This is a genomic window from Aeromonas hydrophila subsp. hydrophila ATCC 7966 (assembly GCF_000014805.1).
Classification (GTDB): domain Bacteria; phylum Pseudomonadota; class Gammaproteobacteria; order Enterobacterales; family Aeromonadaceae; genus Aeromonas; species Aeromonas hydrophila.
Map to the genome: position 1 here is coordinate 1,236,207 of NC_008570.1, position 20,062 is coordinate 1,256,268.

The following is a 20,062-nucleotide window of genomic DNA, read 5'->3' on the forward strand; positions in this document are numbered from 1 at the left end:
TATGGAACACTATATCAGTCTGTTGATTCGCTCGATCTTCATCGAGAACCTGGCGCTCTCCTTCTTCCTGGGGATGTGTACCTTCCTGGCGGTGTCCAAGAAGGTCAAGACCGCCATGGGCCTGGGGATCGCCGTTATCGTGGTTCAGACCGTGGCCGTCCCGGCCAACAACCTGATCTACAACTACGTCCTCAAGGACGGTGCCCTGGTTTCCGGCCTGGACTTAAGCTTCCTGAGCTTCATCACCTTCATCGGGGTGATCGCGGCACTGGTGCAGATCCTGGAGATGGCGCTGGACAAGTACTTCCCGGCTCTCTACAACGCGCTTGGTATCTTCCTGCCGCTCATCACCGTGAACTGCGCCATCTTCGGTGGCGTCTCCTTCATGGTGCAGCGTGACTACAACTTCGTTGAGTCCGTGGTCTATGGCGTGGGTTCGGGTGCCGGCTGGATGCTTGCCATCGTCGCGATGGCGGGGATCCGCGAGAAGATGAAGTATTCCGATGTTCCAGAAGGCCTGCGTGGCCTCGGCATCACCTTCATCACCGCGGGTCTGATGGCGCTGGGCTTCATGTCCTTCTCTGGTATTTCCCTGTAATCGGAAAGGAAATATAGATGGAAATTATTCTGGGTGTGGTCATGTTCACCGTGATCCTGCTGGCCTTGGTGGCAGTCATTCTGTTCGCCAAGTCCAAGCTGGTGACCGCCGGTGACGTGACAATCAGCATCAACGGCGACCCGGCCAAGGCTGTCACCAGCCCGGCGGGTGGCAAGCTGCTCGGCGTGCTGGCCGGCAGCGGTATCTTCGTCTCCTCCGCCTGTGGCGGCGGCGGCTCCTGTGGTCAGTGCAAGGTACGGGTGAAATCCGGCGGCGGCGATATCCTGCCGACCGAGCTGGATCACATCAGCAAGGGCGAAGCCCGTCACGGCGAGCGTCTGGCCTGTCAGGTCACCGTTCGTTCCGACATGGACATCGAACTGCCGGAAGAGATCTTCGGGGTGAAGAAGTGGGACTGTACCGTCATCTCCAATGACAACAAGGCCACCTTCATCAAGGAGCTCAAGCTGCAGATCCCGGATGGCGAGAGCGTACCGTTCCGCGCCGGTGGTTATATCCAGATCGAAGCGCCGGCTCACCACGTGCAGTACAAGAACTTCGATATTCCCGAGGAGTATCGCGGTGACTGGGATCGCTTCAAGATCTTCGAGCTGGAGTCCAAGGTCAACGAGCCGATCATCCGTGCCTACTCCATGGCCAACTATCCGGAAGAGTTCGGCATCATCATGCTGAACGTGCGGATCGCGACCCCGCCGCCGAGCAACTGGACTGCCCCTCCCGGCCAGATGTCCTCCTACATCTTCAGCCTGAAGGCTGGCGACAAGGTGACCATCTCTGGTCCGTTTGGCGAGTTCTTCGCCAAGGACACCGATGCCGAGATGGTGTTCATCGGTGGTGGTGCTGGTATGGCGCCGATGCGTTCCCACATCTTCGATCAGCTGCGCCGTCTGAAGACCAAGCGCAAGATGAGCTTCTGGTACGGTGCCCGTTCCAAGCGCGAGATGTTCTATGTCGAAGACTTCGACATGCTGCAGGCCGAGAACGACAACTTCCAGTGGCACGTCGCCCTGTCTGATCCGCAACCGGAAGACAACTGGGACGGCTACACCGGCTTCATCCACAACGTGTTGTTCGAGAACTATCTCAAGAACCACGAGGCGCCGGAAGATTGCGAGTTCTACATGTGCGGGCCTCCCGTGATGAACGCTGCCGTCATCAACATGCTGAAAAACCTTGGTGTTGAAGACGAAAACATCCTGCTGGATGACTTTGGTGGTTAATCAATGCACAGTGTTGTAAAGACCTGGCTAGCCTTCGGGCTAGCCTTTTTCTTGACTGGGTGCGGTCAGGAACAAACGGTCCAATCGAAGCCGGAGATCCACATCACCGGCAGCACCATGGGTACCTATTACTCCATCAAGGTGGCGGACAGCGTCATCACGGATCCCGCCAAGTTCCAGGCCGAAGTCGATGTGCTGCTGGAGCGGGTCAACGATCAGATGTCGACCTACCGCCCGGATTCCGAGCTGTCGCGCTTCAACCAGCATCGCGGCTCGACGCCGGTGGTGGTCTCCCGCGATACCGCGCGGGTGGTGACCGAGGCCATTCACATTGGCCGTGAGAGCCGCGGGGCGCTGGACGTCACCGTCGGCCCCTTGGTCAATCTGTGGGGCTTCGGGCCCGATGCCAGACCGACCAAGATGCCCTCCGACGAGCTGATCACCCAGACCCGCCAGAAGACCGGGCTCGGCAATCTGCACGTGATCACCTCGGCCGATGCCGATACCCTGCAAAAGGACATCCCGGATCTCTACGTGGATCTCTCCGCCATCGCCAAGGGCTTTGGGGTCGACAAGGTGGCCGAGTATCTGGAGTCCATGGGCTCGCGCAACTATCTGGTGGAGATCGGTGGCGAGCTGCGGATCAATGGCGTCAACGGCAAGGGGCACCCCTGGCGCGTCGCCATCGAGAAGCCGACCGCCAACGCCGGTTCGGTGCAGGAAGTGATCGTGGCCGGTGACAACGGGGTGGCTACCTCGGGCGAGTACCGCAACTATTACGAGCTGGACGGCAAGCGCTTCTCTCACACCATCGATCCCATGACCGGCAAGCCGATCCAGCATCGGATGGTGTCGGTGACCGTCATTCACCCCTCCTGCATGACCGCAGACGGGCTGGCGACCGTGTTCATGGTGCTCGGGCCCGAGAAGAGCCTAGCCTATGCCAAGGAGCGGGGCTTGGCTATCTTCGTGATCACCAAGACGGATGATGGCTTCGAGGAGTCCTACTCCGATGCCTTCAAACAGTATCTGGTTAGAAAATAAGGGGCGGTAACATGCAGATTTTTTTGATCACCTTCGGGGTATTTCTGGCGGTAGTGGTGGCCATGGCCATCGGTTACATCTTCCAGAAGAAGACCATCTCCGGCTCCTGCGGCGGGCTCGGCAGCATAGGTATCGAAAAAGAGTGTGATTGCCCGGAACCCTGTGACAACCGCAAGAAGAAGATGGCCAAGGAAGAGGCCCGTCGCAAGATGCTGGCGGAGAACCGGATCATCTGAGCGGACAGGGCGCCGAGTCGCACTCGACCCCGTGCCGGATAAGCGACGGGCTGACCTGATGGTCAGCCCGTTTTTTTTGCAAAAGACTCAGTAGTCGTATTGCTGGCAGGCTTTCTTCTTGAACTCGGCCCGCCAGCGTGCCAGCTCCTCCCGGGTGCCCAGCTCGTCGCCCTGTTTGATGGCCTGTTCCAGCGCCGCGATGCGGTCATACAGCCAGCTGCATTCGGCGGTCGGGTTGTCCTTGCTGCTGCCCGGCTGTGCCAGCAGGCAGAGCCCCAATCCCAGCCAAGCTATCTTCATCCCACTCTCCTTGCGTGATGTGGTTATCAATGGTGCCTTAAGAGTCTACATCTGACCCTCATTTCATGCCGATGGCAGAAATGGCAGCACTGGGTTAGCATAGGCTTGTTACCTGTTTATTCGTACAGTGGTATGCGCAAGATCATTCACATCGACATGGACTGCTTCTATGCCGCGGTAGAGATGCGGGACAACCCGGCCCTGCGCGAGGTGCCGCTGGCCATCGGCGGCTCGGCGGACAGGCGCGGCGTCATCTCGACCTGCAACTATGTGGCGCGCCGCTTCGGGGTGCGCTCCGCCATGCCGAGCGCCCTGGCTCGCAAGCTCTGCCCGCCGCTGGTGCTCATCCCCGGCCGGATGGCGGTCTACAAGGAGGTCTCCCGCCTGCTGCGGGCCATCTTCCTGCGCTACACCGAGCAGGTGGAGCCGCTCTCCCTCGATGAGGCCTATCTCGATGTGACGATGAGCCCCTGCTGTGGTGGTAGTGCCACCCTGATGGCCCGCGAGATCCGCGCCGCGATCAACACCGAGCTGGGGTTGACCGCCTCAGCCGGGGTGGCGCCGAACAAGTTTCTGGCCAAGCTCGCCTCCGAGCAGCGCAAGCCGGACGGCCTGTTCGTGATCCGCCCGCAGGAGGTGGATGAGTTCGTGCGCCAGCTGCCGCTTGGCAAGTTGCCCGGCATCGGCCGCAAGACCGCAGACCGGCTGGAGTCGCTCGGCCTTTACTCCTGCGAAGATGCCCGCCAGCTCGGTAACGAGGAGCTGATCGCCCGTTTCGGCAAGCTCGGGGAGATGCTGGCCGGGCGGATCTGGGGTCACGACGAGCAGCCGGTGCAGGCCCAGCGGGTGCGCAAGACCATCGGGGTGGAGACGACGCTCGCCAGCGACGTGCTGGATGAGGCCGCCTGCTGGCAGGTGCTTCGCCAGCTCATCCCCGAGCTGGAGCAGCGCTTCTCGGTCAGCCACGGCAAGGAGCAGCTGATGGGACAGGGGATCAAGCTCAAGTTCGCCGATTTTCAGCAGACCACCGTCTACCGGCGCGGCGGTTACCAGCCGGAGCGGTTTCACGATCTGCTGCACGAAGGCTTGCTGCGGGCGCAGGGCAAACCCATTCGACTACTGGGATTGGTGGTCGGCCTGCCCGCAGCCGGTGAAGTGAACCAACTTGCCCTGGATTTAGCGTGATAAGGTTAAGTTTTTGTTTCTAAAACCGATACACTGATCACATCTGTAAAAAGCTAGGAAATGGTGGCATGAGTTCTCTTTCTGTTCAGGGGCGGATCACCCTGATCGCCGGTTGTTGTTTGTTGGCCAGTGCCGGAGCCTTGGTGGCCTCTTCCCTCTTCAGTGCTGCCAACATGCAGGATCAGGTGCTGACCTCCACCACGGCGGAAGCCCAGAGTGCGGCCGAAAACTGGATGAAGGCGATGGGTTCCGAGCAGGCGGCCAAGGTGACCAGCTATCTGGACGAGGCCTACTTCCGGGCCACCCTGCTGGGACAGGGGATCCTGTTCCAGCGCAAGAATGCGGCCGACAACTTCGGATCCTCCGAAACGCTGCGTACCGCCGTCAATCAGCAGCTGCACGACGCGGCCGCCTCCTCTGACAACCTGCTCGGCGTCTATGCGGTGTTCGAGCCGGATCAGCTCGACGGTGAAGACAGCAATTATCACGGCTCCAGCGCACTGGGCTCCAACGATCAGGGCCGCTTCTCCACCTATTGGGCGCGGGTCGACGGCAAGATAGAACCCGAGGTGCAAAACGAATCCGTGCTGGCGGACGAAAGCCCGACGGCGGCCGGCGGGGTGGAGAACGAGTGGTATCGCTGCAGCATCCGCAGCAAGGCGCTCTGCCTGCTGGAACCCTACCTCGATGATGTGGGCTCGCAGAAGGTGTTGATGACCTCGGTGACCGTGCCCCTGCTGGAGCAAGAGAAGCTGCTCGGCATGGTCGGCGTCGATATCTCGCTGACCGCGCTGCAAAGCCTGGTCAAGGAGATGGATCAGGAGCTCTATGAGGGGCAGGGCAAGGTGCTGCTGGTCAGCAGCCAGGGCCGTGTCGCCGGCGTGGATGGCTTTGACGTCACTCTGGGCAGCCCGCTTGGCCAGCAGTATCAGACTCTGGCCGGCGAGCTGCAGGGCTGGCTGGGTCAGGGACAGGTCAGCAGCCGCTGGAGTCCTGACGGCACCCTGCTGCAGACTTTCGTGCCGGTCAAGATGCGGGGCACCGAGCAGAAATGGGGCATCTACATCGAACTGCCGCGCAGCGTGGTGCTGGCGTCGGCCCTCCAACTGCAGGATGACCTCTCCGGTCAGGCCAGCCGCAGCGTGATGACCCAGCTGCTCATCGGCGGCCTCATCTCGGCGGTCGCGCTGATCTGCATCTGGCTGATGGCCCACCAGATAGTGGCCCCCATCCGCGCCGTGGTGGCCCGCCTCAAGGACATTGCCAGCGGCGAGGGGGACCTCACCCAGCGCATCGAGCTGCGTCGTGACGACGAGATTGGCGAGCTGGCCAAGTGGTTCAACAGCTTCTTGAACAAGCTGCAGAGCACCATCAGCCAGGTGATCGATACCGTGGCCGGGACTCGTGCCAGCGCCGAACAGGCCGCCAGCGTCGCCGAGCGCACCAGTGCCGGCATGCAGGCCCAGTATCAGGAGGTGGATCTGGTGGCGACCGCGTTCGAGGAGCTGAGCGCCACTGCCTTGCAGGTAGCGGGCAATGCCAATTCGGCGGTGGCCGCGGCCAATCAGGCGGATACGGCGGCGCAGGAGGGCAAGTACGTGGTGGCCGATACCCAGGAGGCGATGCGCAAGCTGATGGCGGTGATCAGCGACGCCAAGCCGGTGGTGGAGCACCTGTCGGCCAACAGCGAGAACATCAACGACATCCTGGTAGTCATTCAGGGGATCGCCGAGCAGACCAACCTGCTGGCGCTCAACGCCGCCATCGAGGCGGCGCGGGCTGGTGAGCAGGGCCGTGGCTTTGCGGTGGTGGCGGATGAGGTGCGCAATCTGGCGGGTCGCACCCAGAACGCCATCGTCGAAATCCAGACCCTCATCGGCCAGCTGCAGTCCGGCACCGAGGCCGTGGTGAAGGCGATCATGACCGGCCACAGCCAGGCGGATCTGACGCTCACCAAGGTGGACCTGTCGGTCAGCGTGCTGGAGCAGATCATCCATGCGGTGGCGACCATCCATCAGATGAACGAGCAGATTGCCAGGGCGGCGCAGGAGCAGAGCGGGGTGGCGGACGAGATCAATCGCAACGTCAGCAACATTCGCGATGTGAGCCACACCATCCGCGCCGAGGCGGCCAGCTCCGCCGAAAACGGTCGTGAGTTGTCGGCACTGGCCGACAAGCAGCAGCAACTGGTGGGGCAGTTCAAGGTATAGGGATAAGAAAAAAGGCGCCATCCAACCGGAGGCGCCAAACACATTCAGATGACAGACTGGGTTAAATCGGTCCGATTTAAACCCCTCTTCCCGCAGAGGAAGAAACACAACACCACAATCGCAGTCCAGTGACTCACAAAAATCACATGTAAACCAACATGGAAGAGAAAAAGTGAGCCATATGACAACGGATTGCGAAGCGAATTATGTTTATTCACTGGTCGACCCGCAACCGACAAATTATAATGCGGCCCATTAGAAAAACTCATCGTCGGCTGGTCTCATGTCTCGTCGTTTACCCCCGCTCAATGCACTGAAAGCATTCGAAGCCGCGGCTCGTCATTTAAGCTTCACCCGGGCTGCGGAAGAGCTTTTCGTGACCCAGGCCGCCATCAGTCACCAGATCAAGGCACTGGAAGAGTACCTCGGCATCAAGCTGTTTCGCCGCAAGAACCGCTCCCTGCTGTTGACCGAGGAGGGGCAGGGCTACTTCCTCGACATCAAGGACATCTTCACCTCCATCTCGGAGGCGACCGACAAGCTGCTGGCGCGCAGCGCCAAGGGGGCACTCACCGTCTCTTTGCAGCCGAGTTTCGCCATCCAGTGGCTGGTGCCGCGGCTGGTCAAGTTCAGCGAGCGCCACCCCGACATCGATGTACGGATCAAGGCGGTGGACATGGACGAGGGTTCGCTCACCGACGATGTGGACGTAGCCATCTATTACGGCCGTGGCAACTGGCCTGGGCTGCGCGCCGACAAGCTGCACACCGAGTATCTGATCCCGGTCTGTTCCCCGCTGCTGCTGACCGGCCCCAAGCCGCTGCGCACACCGGATGACTTGACCCGCCACACCCTGCTGCACGACACCTCGCGCCGCGACTGGAAGGCCTGGTTTCGCCAGCTCGACATCGATGCGCCCAACGTCAATCAGGGGCCCATCTTCAGCCACTCCACCATGGTGATCCAGGCGGCCATTCACGGTCAGGGGGTGGCCCTTGGCCACAGCGTGTTGGCCCAGCCCGAAATAGAGGCCGGCCGCCTCATCTGCCCGTTCGAGCAGGTGCTGGTGAGCAAGAACGCCTTCTATCTGGTGTGCCAGGAGCAGCAGTCCGATCAGGGCAAGATAGTGGCCTTCCGCGACTGGATGCTGGAGCTGGTGGAGCAGGAAGAGGCCCGTCGCCGGGCACGGCTGGCCGATGCATGAGGTGATCCGGGAGGGGGCTGTCGATGCCCCCGTCCGCATTCTGCTGGCCCACGGTGCCGGTGCGGGCATGGAGCACGCCTTTCTGGCCGAGTTGTCGCGCCTGCTGGCCGGGCCGGACATCGAGGTGGTGCGCTTCAACTTCCCTTACATGAGCAAGCGCGCGCTGGATGGCAAACGCAGACCGCCGGACAGGCAACCCGTGTTGCTGGCGCACTGGCGCCAGATGGCGAAGGAGTTTGCTCATCCCCGGCTGTTTCTGGCCGGCAAGTCGATGGGCGGGCGGATGGCGGCCGAACTCTATCAGGATGGCGAGGACGAGATGAATGCTGCAGGATTGCTCATTCTCGGGTATCCTTTCCACCCCCTGGCCAACCCCGACCGCTGGCGGGGTGACGTACTCAAGCAGATCAAGACGCCGACCCTGCTGTTGCAGGGAGAGCGCGATACTTTCGGCACCCGTGCCGAACTGGCTGATTTTCCCTTCTCACCCGCCGTATCGGTCCATTGGCTGACCGATGGTGATCATGGCTTCAAACCGCGCAAGAGCAGCGGGGTGAGTGAGCAGGAGAACCTGCGGCAGGCGGCCGGGCAGATCAAGAACTTCATCGCGACCATCCCGACGCGAATGTGAGGATGGGAAGCGAAACGACGAGGAGGCAAGGGATGCAATTCCATCGACATTGGCTGGTGCTGGCGGGCGTGTTCGGCTTGACGGCAACCCTGCTGGGAGCCTACGGCGCTCATGGTCTGGCGGCCAGCGGGATCGAGCCTTCACGTCTGGCGGCGTTCAATACCGCCGTGCAGTATCAGTTTTTCCACGCCCTGGCCCTGCTGGTGCTGGGGTGGTGCGGTGTGCGCAGCAAGGTCATCACCTTTGCCGGCACCGCCTTCGTGCTGGGGATCCTGGGATTCTCCGGCAGTATTTATGCCATGGTGCTGCTCGGCAGCAAGGGGCTGGGGCTGATTACCCCGGCCGGTGGCCTCTGTTTTATGTTGGGATGGGCGGCTCTGATATGGGCTGGCTGTCGTCTTGGAGGAAAAAATGAATAATCTGCTGCTTTATTGCCGCCCCGGTTTTGAGAAAGAGGCGGCGGCAGAGATCACCGAGCGTGCCAGTAACATGCAGTGCTACGGTTTCGCCCGGGTCAAGGACGACAGCGGTTATGTGATATTCGAGCTGTATGACGAGGAGCAGGCCGATCTGCTGGCGCGCAAGCTGCCGTTCAGAGAGCTGATCTTCATTCGCCAGATGCTGGTGGTGACCCATGAGCTGAAGGATCTGGATCTGTCGGATCGCATCACCCCCATCCTGGAGGCGACCCAGGGTTACGCCATCTGCGGCGATCTGCGGGTGGAAACCGCCGATACCAACGAGGCAAAAGAGCTGTCGGCCTTCTGCCGCAAGTTCACCGTGCCGCTGCGCCAGGCGCTGCGTGGCAACGAGTTGCTGACCAAGAAGGAGACGCCGCACCGGCCGGTGTTCCACGCCTTCTTCCTGGCCAATGACCACGTGTTGCTGGGTTACTCCTACTCCTTCAACAACTCCGAATTCCACATGGGCATCCCGCGTCTGCGCTGCCCGGCCGATGCCCCGAGCCGCTCCAGCCTCAAGCTGGAAGAGGCCTTCTACGTGTTCGTGCCGCGGGAAGAGTGGGACATGCGCCTCACCTCCGGCATGAAGGCCGTCGATCTGGGCGCCTGCCCGGGTGGCTGGACCTATCAGCTGGTACGCCGCGGCATGATGGTGACGGCGGTGGACAACGGCATGATGGCCCAGTCCCTGATGGATACCGGTCAGGTCAAGCACATCCGCGATGATGGTTTCGTGTGGCGGCCGAGCAAGAAGAACACCTATTGGCTGGTGTGCGACATGGTGGACAAGCCGGCGCGGGTCACCCACATGATCGCCGACTGGTTCCGGGAGAGCGATTGCCAGGAGGCAATGTTCAACCTCAAGCTGCCGATGAAGAAGCGCTATGCCGAGGCGGTGCACAACATCGAGGTGCTGCGCGAGCTGCTCAAGGAGATCGACAACGCCTTCGTGATCCAGGCCAAACAGCTCTATCACGATCGCGAAGAGATCACGGTGCACGTCTACAACAAGTACTGGGTTTCCAAGCTCTCCGCCAAGGAGTAATTACTGGCGATGCGCCACTGACCACAAGGCCGACAACCCACGGGTTGTCGGCCTTGTCATTTCTGCGCCATCAGAAACGGTAATCGAAACGCAGCGAGGATTCGCCGTCGGTGAGCTTGAGTTCGATGTCGAGCGGGATGGTGCGATCGGTCGGGCTGAACTCCAGCTTCACCCCGTTGCCGCGCAGTTTGATGGAGGTGTTCATGCCGGCGGTCTTGAACTTGATCCTGGGTTTGTGCTGCTCGAAGGAGAGGCTCACGCTCTTCTCGGCGGTCAGGTTCAGTTTCTGGTAGGGAGTGACCTGACTGTTGCCATCGCTGTCGGTCACGACATCCATCCCGAAGGAGAGCGGTTTGGGTGCCTTGAGCAGGTCGTTGGTATCCACATTGGAGCGCCAGACCTGGCTTGCCTGCTGGGAAGAGGGGGGCAATTGCGGCCAGGCATTCTCGACCGGTCTGTCTACTGCCATGGCGTTGCTGCTGATGAGCAGCAGGGTAACGATAGCGCGCATAATGGATCTCCTTATCCCTTATCTATTGAACATAGTAGCCAATCGACAAAGGGGGGAGAGCGGCGCGAGATAAAACAAAGGGAGCCGAAGCTCCCTTTAAAAATCAATATCTTGGTGTGATTACAAACGGTCGATGATGGATTGGGTGAACTCGCTGGTGGAGGCGGCCCCCCCCAGATCCCGGGTCACCCGGTCGCCGGATTCGATGGTGGCGCGCACCGCCTCACGGATCCGTTCGGCCTTGTCCTGCATGCCCAGATACTCCAGCATCTGGATGGAGGCGAGGATCACCGAGGTCGGGTTAGCGATGTTCTTGCCGGCGATATCCGGCGCCGAGCCGTGCACCGCTTCGAAGATGGCGGCGCCATCGCCGATGTTGGCGCCAGGCGCCATCCCTAAGCCCCCCACCAGACCGGCGCACAGATCCGACAGGATGTCGCCGAACAGGTTGGTGGTGACCATGACGTCGAAACGCTCCGGGTACATCACCAGGTTCATGCAGGCGGCATCGACGATCATCTCTTCGCTCTGGATGTCCGGGTAGCGGCTGGCCACTTCACGGGCCACTTCCAGGAACAGGCCGGAGGTGGACTTGAGGATGTTGGCCTTGTGGATGATGGTGACTTTCTTGCGCCCTTCCTGGCGCGCCAGCTCGAAGGCGAACTTGACGATGCGTTCCGCCCCTTCGCGAGTGATGATGCTCATCGCCTCGGCGCTCTTGTTGTCATCGCTGCGCTTCTGACCGGCGCCCGAATACATGCCTTCGGTGTTCTCGCGCACCGTGATGATGTCGATGTTGTCGTAACGGCTGCGAGTCCCCTTGAAGGAGAGCACCGGGCGGACGTTGGCGTAGAGGTTGAATTTCTTGCGCAGGGAGACGTTGATGGAGGTGAAGCCACCGCCGACCGGGGTGGTGAGCGGGCCCTTCAGGCTGACCTTGTTCTTCTCGATGAGATCCAGCGTCGCCTGGGGCAGCAGCTCGCCGTGCTTCTCCAGCGCCACCAGGCCGGCGTCCGCGTATTCGTATTCGAAGTCACAACCGGCGTGGGTCAGGATCTGGATGGCGGATTCGATGATGCTGGGGCCGATGCCGTCGCCCGGGATGACGGTAATTTTTCTTTTTGACATGAGACGTATCCACTTCTAGGGAACAGAGGGGGAGGATTCGGCGGTTTTATACCATTTCTACACCTAACCCTCCATGTTTCTTTACATTCTATCTGTTTTTGTCAACAGCGAGAGTGAGTCCGATCATGCTTGGCGGTTTCGCTTGCTCAGGCTTCGGGAGCCGGTGGATAGCGGATCTCCCGCAGGTTGAAGCCGAGCGGAATGTCTCGCTGCAGCCGCACCAGCCGTTGGGCCAGCAGGGCCTCATCCTGGTGCTGGCGCAGCTTGAGCAGCGCCTTGGCGGCGTCTTCCTGCTGGCAGGCCGCCAGCAGGCTGGCCAGATCGCCGTATTGCTGCAGCAGCTGGGTGGCGGTCTTGGGGCCGATGCCGGGTACCCCCTTGATGTTGGAGCCGCCGATGCCGGTCAGAGCCCAGAAATCCACCAGTTGAGCCGGTGCCACCCCGTACTGCTGCTCGACGAAGGCGGCATCCAGCCAGCGCTTGTTGAAGTAGTCGCGGATCTGGATCTGCGGGCAGATGAGCTGGCAGAACCCCTTGTCGGTGGAGATGATGGTGGCTCTGGCACCGTGCTGGGCAATGCCGGTGGCCAGGGTGGCGATGAGATCATCCGCCTCGTCGGTCTGGGAGAGCAGGGCGTCCACGCCGCACTCCCAGAAGGCATCCTGCAGTTCATTCAACCCTTCGCGCAACTCGGTCGGCATGGGGGTTCGCCCCTCCTTGTAGGCCGGGTAGACCTCCTTGCGCCAGCTGTGCACCTCGCCGTCAAACACCGCGATGACGTGGGTCGGCTCGCTGGCGGCCAGCAGTTTGCGGCAGGTGTTGATGAGGTTGGCACGGGTGGCGATCAACGCCTGGGCCGGGGTCAGCGCCTGCTGGGCCTGAACCGCGTGCAGTCGGCGAATGAGATTGAGGGCATCGATGATGAGCAGATGCGGCCTTGGGTTTGACATGGGGCACTCTTGGCTGTCGGGACGCCCCATTGTAACAAACCAGCGGGCTCGATGGGGGATTGATGGCCGCGGGCATTCCCAGCGACAAAAAAGGGGCGCCATGCGCCCCTCGTTTCAGCTGTGCTGCCCGTCAGCGCACGATTTCGTAGCAGGGCACATACTGGCTGCCCGGCAGCTTCATGCGCTGCTGCTTGACGAAGCTCTCCAGCAGCTTGTCCATCAGGTGCATCAGCTCCTTGTCGCCGTGCAGCTTGAAGGGACCCTTCTTCTCGATGGCGCGGATGCCCCCTTCCTTGACGTTGCCGGCGACGATGCCGGAGAAGGCACGACGCAGGTTGGCCGCCAGCAGCTGGGGCGGCTGATTGCGGTGCAGATCCAGGCTGGCCATGTTGGCGTGATCCGGCTCGAACGGCAGCTGGAACTCCGGCTCGATCTTGAGCGACCAGTTGAAGGAGTAAGCATCGCCGACCGATTTGCGGTATTCGCGGATCTTCGGCATCGCCTCTTTCATGACCCGGGCCACTTCCGGGGCATCGCCGACGATGATCCGGTAGAGGCTGGTGGCCGGCTCGCCCAGGGTCGCCTTGACGAAGTCGTCGATGGCGCGGAAGTAGTCGGCGCTCTCCTTCGGGCCGGTCAGGATGATGGGCATGGGCTGCCGCTCGTTGGCCGGGTGCATCATGATGCCGAGCAGGTAGAGCAGCTCTTCGGCGGTACCGACCCCGCCCGGGAAGATGATGATGCCGTGGCCGAGGCGCACGAAGGCCTCCAGCCGCTTCTCGATGTCCGGCAGGATCACCAGCTCGTTGACGATGGGGTTGGGCGGCTCGGCGGCGATGATGGAAGGCTCGGTGAGGCCGATGTAGCGGCCGTTGCGCACCCGCTGCTTGGCGTGGCCGACGGCGGCGCCTTTCATCGGGCCCTCCATGGCACCCGGGCCACAGCCGGTGCAGATGTTGAGTTCACGCAGGCCCAGCTCGCTGCCCACCGCGCGGGTGTACTGGTACTCGATCTCGTTGATGGAGTGACCGCCCCAGCAGACCACCAGATTGGGGTCGGCGCCCGGCAGGATCGCCTTGGCGTTGCGCAGGATGGCGAACACCACGTTGGAGATGTGGGTGGAGCTGGTCAGGTTGACCAGCCGGTTCGACTCCAGCTGGGTCGACACATAGAGGATGTCGCGCAGGACGGAGAACAGGTGCTCCTGAATGCCGCGGATGATCTCGCCATCGACGAAGGCGTGCTCGGGGGCGTTGAACAGCTCGAGCTTGACCCCGCGCTCGCGCCGGATCACATGAATATCGAAGGATTTGAAGCGCTCCAGTATCTCTTTGGAGCTGTCGGTATGGCTGCCGGAGTTGAGTACCGCCAGCGAGCAGTTGCGAAACAGTTGATAGATATCGCTGGAGGCGGTTTGCTTGAGGCGGTCCACCTCGAGCTGGGACAGCAAGTCCATGCTGCCGACTGGATTGATGTGCGTAATCATAGGTTCCCCTTTCACTCGCTTGTTATCGTTGTGCTTTTCCCTGGGGAGAAAACGGGATGCCCTGTGGCATCCCTTGAATTTGATAGTAGATGTAAGCGGTGGGGCAGGGGAATAGGGGGAAAGTGCGTTTGCTGCTTTTTTAGTCGCCGATCAGGCCAGATTGACCTGATCCCGACCCGAGTTCTTGGAGCTGTAGAGTGCCTTGTCGGCCCGCTCGAACGCGTCCGTGGTGTGATCCCCCTCCCTAAACAGGGTGGCACCGATGGAGATGGTGATCTCGACCCTGGCATCCCGAAAACGGAACGGAATGCTCTTGATGGTCTGGCGCAAGGTCTCCAGCGGCTTCTGGAACTTGTCCGGATTGATGTTCGGCAGCAGCACCACGAACTCCTCGCCGCCGAAGCGGGCGATGAAGTCGGTGTCGCGCAGGGCTCCCTGCAGCGCCTTGGCCACCACCTTCAACGCCTTGTCGCCGGCCATGTGGCCGTAGTTGTCGTTGATGTGCTTGAAGTGGTCTATGTCGATGATGGCCAGGCACAGCGGCGTGTTGTAACGCAGCCAGCGTTTGTATTCGAGCTCGAGCCGCTCGTCGAGGGCCGCCCGGTTGTGCACCTGGGTCAGGCTGTCGAGGAACAGCTTGTGTTTCTGGATGGTGAGCCGCTTCTTGTATTCGGCGGTCTCCTCCTTCATCAGCCGCAGCTTGGCCTCCATGGTGGAGAGGCGGGTCAGCAGGTGGCGCTCACGGGCGGCCATGGCCTCCCTGTCCTGCAGCAGCAGGTTGATGGCCCCCATGTGACCGGAGATGGCCCCCTTGAGGTCATCAATGGTGTCATGGCTGGCTAGGGTATGGTCGATGGCCTTGAGCTCCCTGTCGATGGCCTTGCGGGTATCCAGGGTGGCGCTTTGCAGGGCGCGCCCCTCGTCGAGGGATTCGGTGAAGCTGAAGTGGACTGCCGAGAGGCTCTCGTTGAGGGTGCTGAGGAACGCCTGGGAGGCTTTGCGCTCCTCGCGGGTGCCCTCGATGATGAGCTCGATCACCTGCAGGCAGATCTCCGCCAGCAGGGGAGGGGTGATGCCATTGAGCAACTGACGGCGAATGTCCGCCAGGCTCTCGCCGACGGCGCCGGCAAAGTCGAGCTCGGTGATGAGCCGCTGCAGCTCGTCGGCGATGTGGGCGTGCACCTTGACGTCAAAGGGGGCGCCCGGCTCCGGCGCGGCAAGGTCGGTGACCGTTTCAGTCTGGTTGCCAGCGGGCGAGCTCTGGGCCAGCAGGGGCTGGGTGGGTAGCAGTTGGATCTTGATGGCCTGCTGGTAGAACTCCAGCAACCGGATCACCTTCTTCTGGTGATCGCCGATGCCATAGCCATCCGGGCTGGCCAGAAACTCCTTGAGGGATTTGCGGGTCTCCTCCGGAAAGCCTTTGAGAGCCTTGAGCTGTTTGCTGCCGAGCTCGATGGCGGACTTGGTCAGGGAGATGGACTCTTCCAGCGCGTTGCCGTGCTGCTGCAGCAGCTTCTCGATGACGGCGAGGTCGGCATCGAGGGAGGAGAGCGGCGGGTTGCCATCGAGTTTCTGCTTGAGCTTGGCGAGCTTGTTGTCCAGCTCGCGATCGTGGCCGCGACAGGCCTGCATCAGCTTGGCGATGAACTGGATGCTGCGGGCACGTTCGGTGTCGGAGAAAGAGACGACGCCGTCCAGCTCCAGCTGCTTTTGCTGAAGGGATTCCCTGAGTCTGGCCAATTGTCCGGCTACGGCAGCGATATCATTCATTATTCAGGTCGCCCTGTTGTCATTATCGTTGTTGTGTTGGATAGCAACAGCGGTCGAACCCAGTTCCAGACCCAGTTGATTATCTATTTGTCATTGATCAACCAGCGCTTTCGTCCGTGAAAGTCGAAGCCAATTAACCCATTGCTTTTCATGAGAAGAATTTACTTTTACCAGTCCCTTGTCAATTGCCATCAAGCAGCATTGCCACACATCCCCATTAAAAAATGCGGCCTGCTGGCAATCGATGGCGGCCAGCTCCAGCCAGACGCTTTGCTGGTGTTTTTCGCTGAGCTGAATGGCTCCTGCCAGGGCCAGATAACAGAGGTCGAACAGGCCGTGATGATCGAGGGCGGTGGCCGCCTTGGGCAGGAAGGGGTGGCTGACGATGCCGAGGCTGATGTGGCGATCGAGCGGGTGCTGGCAGGGGAATTCGGCCAGTGCCGCAAGCAGTTCGCGGGCCAGTCGGTGCAGGTCTTCCACATGGCGCTGGGGCACCACATAGAGCAGGTGGCCTTCGCGCAGGTCGTAGATGCGGCCATCCTGCGGGGTGAGGCCGTTGACGTAGGCGCCGAAGGCCTGCTCTATCTCGCGGCTCACCTGATAACCGTGCTGTTCCAGGCTGTTGACCAGGAAGGGCACCCGAAACAGCAGGTAGTGCAGCTTGTCGTCAAACTCGCTGGTGGGCAGTTCGCTTAAATACCAGCGCTCGGATTTTTGCTGGCGCTTGGCCATCTCCCGCGGCCAGCGGCTCATCAGTCGCTGCCAGTTGGCCAGCCCGGTGCGTGGCTCGAGCAGCAGCGCCTCGCCCAGCTGTTTGCCCTGTAGACGGGCGACCCGCAGCTTGAGCCAGAGGGTGAAGAACAGATAGATGAACAGGGTCAGCAACAGACCGGTCACCACGCTCGACCAGAGGTAGCGATCCTGCTGATGCTTGCTGGTGCTCAGCTGCTGCTGCAGCTCCTTGATCTGCTGCTCCCGCTCCACCTGGGCGTAGTTGTCGCGGATCGCCTCCTGCTCCAGATCGACCTGCTGCTGGCGGACCTGCTCGCTGCGCTGGTGGAAATTCTTGTAGCTGTCCAGCGCCTGCTGCAGATAGCCCTTCTGCTCGTAGGCCGCCGAGAGCAGGCGGAAGATCTCGAACTGGCGCTGGGCGTCGCCGATCTGGTTGGCCAGTGCCAGCGCGTTTTCCAGCTGCAGGATGGCGATGCCCGCCTCCTTCTGCTTGAGATGCAGCTCACCCAGCAGCAGCAGGGTGTCGATCAGCGGCTCCTTGTCGTCCCCCAGCTCGTGGGACTGGCGGGCCGCGGTGAGGTAGTTGCGGGCCAGGGTCAGGTTGCCGGTTTCCAGATAGGTTTTGCCTATCTCGTACTTGAGGTGGGCGATGCGGGTGCGGTTGTTGCCCTCGTCCAGCAGATCCAGGGCATTGAAGAAGTAGACCAGCGCCATGTTCATCTCGCCCTGCTCCCGGTTGAGGCGGGCCAGCACGATGAGGGCGTCGCTCAGCAGGGAGGGATTGCCGAGGGCATGGAAGTAGTTGGCCGCCTCGTTGGCGTATTGCAGCGCCTTCTGCGGCTCCTGCTCCTCCTGATAGAGGTTCACTATCTGGTTCGACAACAGGCCGAGGAACAGCGGATCCTGCAACCCTCTAGCCTGCTGCTGGGCGTCGATGTAGTCACCCAGCGAGAGCTGGGGCTGCTTGAGGGCGTGGTAGAGGTCGCCGCTCACCGCGCTGACCCAGGCGCTGGCCAGCGGATTCTTGGTCTGATCCGCCCAGCGACGGGCTTCGGCCAGCTGGCGCTTGGCCTCGTCGAACTGGTGCGCCTCTATGCTGGCGTTGGTGCGCAGCAGTCGGCTGTAAACCTGCAGCTGGCTCTCTTTCAGGCTGGGGGTGCTGAGCAGGGTCTCCAGCTGGCCGAGCAGGCCGCCGCTGGCGCCGTGGGAGCGCTCCTGCAGGTTCTGGCTGCGGATCTTCAGATAGAGGCCGTGGGCCTGCAGCTCCAGTTGCTGCTCCTTGGCCGCCATGGCGATGCCCTGATCGAGGGACTTCTGTGCCGCCTGGAACTGGCCGAGCTGCAGCAGGCACTCCCCCTTGAGCAGGTGGGCACCGGTGGCCTGGGCGGCGGTACCATAGCTCAGCAGCGGCTCCCGATAGCCGTACTCCTGACGATTGCTGATGATTTGCTTGGGATTATTGGCCGTGCGGGTGAGGAAGGCGGAGGTGATCTGCACACATCTGGCGGGATCGGTCAGCACCAGGGTCTGGGCCTGTTGCAGATCGATGGACAACTGCTCCTTGGCCAGATCCAGATCAGGAGCCGACAGGGAGGACATCATCATTGCCAGAAAAAACAGTTGATTCATTGGATTAAGGGCAGCACGGGAGTGAGGGCATGTTATCCAAGCCCGCCCCCGTGCGTCCAGAGTTTACTGACAGATTGCGCGCCGACCCCGCGATCCGGGCCGTGGCAGCGCTGCAGGCCCGGCGGGGTGACGGATTATTGCCGGATCAGGCGCAGGTTGGCCGGCACCACTTCCCAGTCGCTGCGAAACGGGTTGATGTCCAGGCCGCCGCGGCGGGTGTAGCGGGCGTAGACCGTCAGCTGGCTCGGGCGGCAGAAGTGCTTGAGATCGGTGAAGATCCGCTCGATGCACTGCTCGTGGAACTCGTTGTGCTGGCGAAACGAGATGAGGTAGCGCAGCAGTTTTTCCCGGTCCAGCTGTGGGCCGCGATAGTGGATCACCACGGATCCCCAGTCCGGCTGGCTGGTCACCAGGCAGTTGGACTTGAGCAGGTGGCTGTGCAGGGTCTCCTCCACCTCCTGGCTGCCGGCCGCACCTTGCAGCAGGTCGGCATCGAACTCGTAACAGTCCACGGCGATGTCCTGTTCGTCGATGCACTCGCCCGGCAGGGCGGCAATGTGGTGCGGAGCCTGGGCCAGCGGGAACAGGGTGACGCTCACGTCGCTACCGGCACAGGCGCTCAAGTCCTTGACCAGCATGGCCTGCACCGCTTCCAGCGAGTCGCAGCGGGTCTGGTTGAAGGAGTTGAGATAGAGCTTGAACGACTTGGATTCGATGAGGTTCGCACTGGTGGCGGGCACCGAGACCTCGCCGACGGCGACCATGGGCTTGCCCCTGGCATTGAGCCAGGAGAGCTCGTACAGGGTCCAGACGTCGCAACCCTGGAACGGCAGCTCGCCGCCAAGACCGAGGTCGTCGCGGTTCAGGCTGCGGGGCACCGGCTGCAGCAGGGCCGGGGTGTACTGACTGATGTAGGCCGACTGTTGACCCAGGCTCAGCCCCTGCAGGGCGCTGGCTCCGGCGTATCTCTCTTGTTTGCTCATGTGTGCTGACTCGAACGTTGAATGGGCGATGGCAGAGCATGCGCCCGATGGGGGCGGCAAGGCGGGGAGCGCCGGCTGGCGATCCGCGCTGCACCTTGTCTGCTCATGGCTTTGATGGTGCAATAGCGAACTTTGGCAGCAATTGTGGGGAATTTCGATGTCGGATCAAGTCTTGTCTGCCCTGGAACACTTTTTTTTGCGCTGGCAGCGCGACGGCGAGGCGAGGCGAGGGCTGCCCCTGTGTGAGTGGGAGGCAGACTGGCGCTCCCCCTGCGAGCTGGATGAGCCCAAGGAGGGGCGGGTGGCCTGGCGCCCGCATCGGCGCGCCGAGCCCGCCGATTTCACGGCGATGAACGAGGCGCTCGAGCTGACCCTGCATCCGGCCGCGCAGGCCCTGTTTGGTGGCTGGTTCAGCCGCCCTGTGCCCTGCCTCTACAAGGGGTTGCGGCTCGAGTTTGTGCTGCCCTGGAACGAGGCGGATCTCGACTTGCTCAAGGAGAACCTCATCGGTCACCTGCTGATGCTGCGCAAGTTGAAGCGCTCACCCTCTTTGTTCATCGCCACCACCCGCAACGAGATGACGCTGGTGTCGCTCGACAACGAGAGCGGGCAGGTGTGGCTGGAGTGGCTCGATTCGGGTCGTCGGTTGGTGCTGGCCCCCTCATTGCCGGCGTTCCTCGAGCGGTTGGAGACCCTGCCGCAATAAAGAGTGTCAGCC

General features: G+C 61.7%; 19 protein-coding genes. 11 read left to right on the forward strand and 8 right to left on the reverse strand.

The window, feature by feature from the left end; translation table 11 throughout:
* The first annotated feature begins 1 nt into the window (after nucleotide 1).
* From nqrE to nqrM, 4 genes are read left to right on the forward strand one after another with little or no spacing between them, the layout of a single operon-like run.
* Nucleotides 2–598 carry an NADH:ubiquinone reductase (Na(+)-transporting) subunit E gene (gene nqrE, locus AHA_RS05750; protein WP_005303538.1) on the forward strand — a complete coding sequence of 199 codons (597 nt, stop codon included), beginning with the start codon at nucleotides 2–4 and terminating at the stop codon, nucleotides 596–598.
* A 17-nt stretch (nucleotides 599–615) separates the two neighbouring features.
* Nucleotides 616–1,839, forward strand: a complete 1,224-nt coding sequence (gene nqrF / locus AHA_RS05755; protein ID WP_011705064.1) for an NADH:ubiquinone reductase (Na(+)-transporting) subunit F — start codon at nucleotides 616–618, stop codon at nucleotides 1,837–1,839.
* A 3-nt stretch (nucleotides 1,840–1,842) separates the two neighbouring features.
* Nucleotides 1,843–2,883 carry an FAD:protein FMN transferase ApbE gene (locus AHA_RS05760; protein ID WP_011705065.1) on the forward strand — a complete coding sequence of 347 codons (1,041 nt, stop codon included), beginning with the start codon at nucleotides 1,843–1,845 and terminating at the stop codon, nucleotides 2,881–2,883.
* Between the two features lie 11 nt (nucleotides 2,884–2,894).
* Nucleotides 2,895–3,119 carry a (Na+)-NQR maturation NqrM gene (gene nqrM / locus AHA_RS05765; protein ID WP_011705066.1) on the forward strand — a complete coding sequence of 75 codons (225 nt, stop codon included), beginning with the start codon at nucleotides 2,895–2,897 and terminating at the stop codon, nucleotides 3,117–3,119.
* 87 nt (nucleotides 3,120–3,206) lie between these two features.
* On the opposite strand, the gene AHA_RS05770 is transcribed toward nqrM, so the two are convergent.
* Nucleotides 3,207–3,419 (reverse strand): hypothetical protein, encoded by a 213-nt coding sequence (locus tag AHA_RS05770; RefSeq protein ID WP_011705067.1) that lies wholly within the window; start codon nucleotides 3,417–3,419, stop codon nucleotides 3,207–3,209.
* Between the two features lie 132 nt (nucleotides 3,420–3,551).
* Here AHA_RS05770 and dinB point away from each other — a divergent pair, with 132 nt between their 5' ends.
* The 6 genes from dinB to rlmM all read left to right on the forward strand — a co-directional run bounded on the left by dinB (nucleotide 3,552) and on the right by rlmM (nucleotide 10,155).
* The gene (dinB, locus tag AHA_RS05775; RefSeq protein ID WP_011705068.1) at nucleotides 3,552–4,604 is read left to right on the forward strand and encodes a DNA polymerase IV; all 1,053 of its coding nucleotides are present in this window, start codon (nucleotides 3,552–3,554) and stop codon (nucleotides 4,602–4,604) included.
* A gap of 68 nt (nucleotides 4,605–4,672) precedes the next feature.
* Complete coding sequence (locus AHA_RS05780) at nucleotides 4,673–6,814, forward strand: methyl-accepting chemotaxis protein (RefSeq protein ID WP_011705069.1); 2,142 nt, start codon at nucleotides 4,673–4,675, stop codon at nucleotides 6,812–6,814.
* A gap of 283 nt (nucleotides 6,815–7,097) precedes the next feature.
* Nucleotides 7,098–8,018, forward strand: a complete 921-nt coding sequence (locus AHA_RS05785; RefSeq protein ID WP_005303519.1) for a transcriptional regulator GcvA — start codon at nucleotides 7,098–7,100, stop codon at nucleotides 8,016–8,018.
* Nucleotides 8,011–8,649: an alpha/beta fold hydrolase gene (locus AHA_RS05790; protein WP_011705070.1), complete on the forward strand. Its 639-nt coding sequence runs from the start codon at nucleotides 8,011–8,013 to the stop codon at nucleotides 8,647–8,649. Before AHA_RS05785 ends, AHA_RS05790 begins: the two co-directional genes overlap by 8 nt.
* A gap of 32 nt (nucleotides 8,650–8,681) precedes the next feature.
* Complete coding sequence (locus tag AHA_RS05795) at nucleotides 8,682–9,068, forward strand: DUF423 domain-containing protein (RefSeq protein WP_011705071.1); 387 nt, start codon at nucleotides 8,682–8,684, stop codon at nucleotides 9,066–9,068.
* Entirely contained in the window at nucleotides 9,061–10,155 is a 1,095-nt protein-coding gene (rlmM, locus tag AHA_RS05800; protein WP_011705072.1) for a 23S rRNA (cytidine(2498)-2'-O)-methyltransferase RlmM, read from the forward strand. Before AHA_RS05795 ends, rlmM begins: the two co-directional genes overlap by 8 nt.
* Nucleotides 10,156–10,225: 70 nt before the next feature.
* Here rlmM and AHA_RS05805 read toward each other — a convergent pair whose 3' ends face one another.
* From AHA_RS05805 to queF, 7 genes are all read right to left on the reverse strand, one after another.
* Nucleotides 10,226–10,666, reverse strand: coding sequence for a hypothetical protein (locus AHA_RS05805; RefSeq protein WP_011705073.1), 441 nt, complete (start codon nucleotides 10,664–10,666; stop codon nucleotides 10,226–10,228).
* Nucleotides 10,667–10,786: 120 nt separating this feature from the next.
* Entirely contained in the window at nucleotides 10,787–11,794 is a 1,008-nt protein-coding gene (locus tag AHA_RS05810; protein WP_011705074.1) for an isocitrate dehydrogenase, read from the reverse strand.
* Nucleotides 11,795–11,940: 146 nt separating this feature from the next.
* Nucleotides 11,941–12,744, reverse strand: a complete 804-nt coding sequence (gene xni, locus AHA_RS05815) for a flap endonuclease Xni (protein ID WP_164927567.1) — start codon at nucleotides 12,742–12,744, stop codon at nucleotides 11,941–11,943.
* Between the two features lie 130 nt (nucleotides 12,745–12,874).
* Entirely contained in the window at nucleotides 12,875–14,230 is a 1,356-nt protein-coding gene (ppnN, locus tag AHA_RS05820) for a nucleotide 5'-monophosphate nucleosidase PpnN (protein WP_011705076.1), read from the reverse strand.
* A gap of 150 nt (nucleotides 14,231–14,380) precedes the next feature.
* Entirely contained in the window at nucleotides 14,381–16,000 is a 1,620-nt protein-coding gene (locus AHA_RS05825; protein WP_011705077.1) for a GGDEF domain-containing protein, read from the reverse strand.
* A 90-nt stretch (nucleotides 16,001–16,090) separates the two neighbouring features.
* Complete coding sequence (locus AHA_RS05830; protein ID WP_011705078.1) at nucleotides 16,091–18,361, reverse strand: hypothetical protein; 2,271 nt, start codon at nucleotides 18,359–18,361, stop codon at nucleotides 16,091–16,093.
* 134 nt (nucleotides 18,362–18,495) lie between these two features.
* On the reverse strand, nucleotides 18,496–19,344 hold the full coding sequence (gene queF / locus AHA_RS05835) for an NADPH-dependent 7-cyano-7-deazaguanine reductase QueF (protein WP_164927568.1): 849 nt from the start codon (nucleotides 19,342–19,344) through the stop codon (nucleotides 18,496–18,498).
* A gap of 157 nt (nucleotides 19,345–19,501) precedes the next feature.
* On the opposite strand from queF, the gene syd reads away from it, so the two are divergent.
* Entirely contained in the window at nucleotides 19,502–20,050 is a 549-nt protein-coding gene (gene syd, locus AHA_RS05840) for a SecY-interacting protein (RefSeq protein ID WP_011705080.1), read from the forward strand.
* Nucleotides 20,051–20,062 lie beyond the last annotated feature (12 nt).